Source organism: Micromonospora sp. CPCC 206060 (genome assembly GCF_036906895.1).
Classification (GTDB): domain Bacteria; phylum Actinomycetota; class Actinomycetes; order Mycobacteriales; family Micromonosporaceae; genus Micromonospora.
In genome coordinates, this window is the sequence record NZ_JBAKHU010000295.1 from 1 (window position 1) to 551 (window position 551).

Here is a 551-nt window from a genome sequence, read left to right on the forward strand (position 1 = left end):
GTATGGGCTGAAGGTGCCCGGTTGTGATGGATGTCCGGCGTGGTGGTGATCGGTAAAAGTTGAGGTCTCCGGTAAGTGGGTTAGCGACAAGCAAACCTGAATACCGGAGACCTCGTGGCCAGCGTAACGGCGACGCGGCGGCATGACCTCACCGACACCGAGTGGGAACGGTTGGAAGCCGTCCTGCCTGCGGTTTCGGGCCGGGGTCGGCCGCTTCGATGGACCAGACGGCAGATCATCGACGGCATCCGGTGGCGGGTGCGGGCCGGGACACCGTGGCGTGACGTGCCACAGGTGTACGCGCCCTGGCAGACCTTGTACCGGTGGTTCCGTCGCTGGCAGCGCGAGGGGACCTGGGCGAAGATCCTGTCCGGTCTGCAGACTGCTGCCGACGCCGCCGGTGGGATCGAGTGGACGGTCAGCGTCGACTCCACTGTCAGTCGCGCCCACCAGCACGCCGCGGGCGCCCGCAACGACGGTGGCCTGCAGAAGGAGCCACCGGGTGGTGTGTACGACGAGCCTGCCGATCACGCGTTGGGGCGTTCGCGGGG

At 67.3% G+C, this 551-nt stretch carries 1 protein-coding gene; it reads left to right on the forward strand.

The features are described from left to right. Nucleotides 1-114: 114 nt before the first annotated feature. Nucleotides 115-551: IS5 family transposase (locus V6U90_RS33820; protein ID WP_334445278.1), on the forward strand; the 437-nt coding region annotated here is incomplete at its 3' end.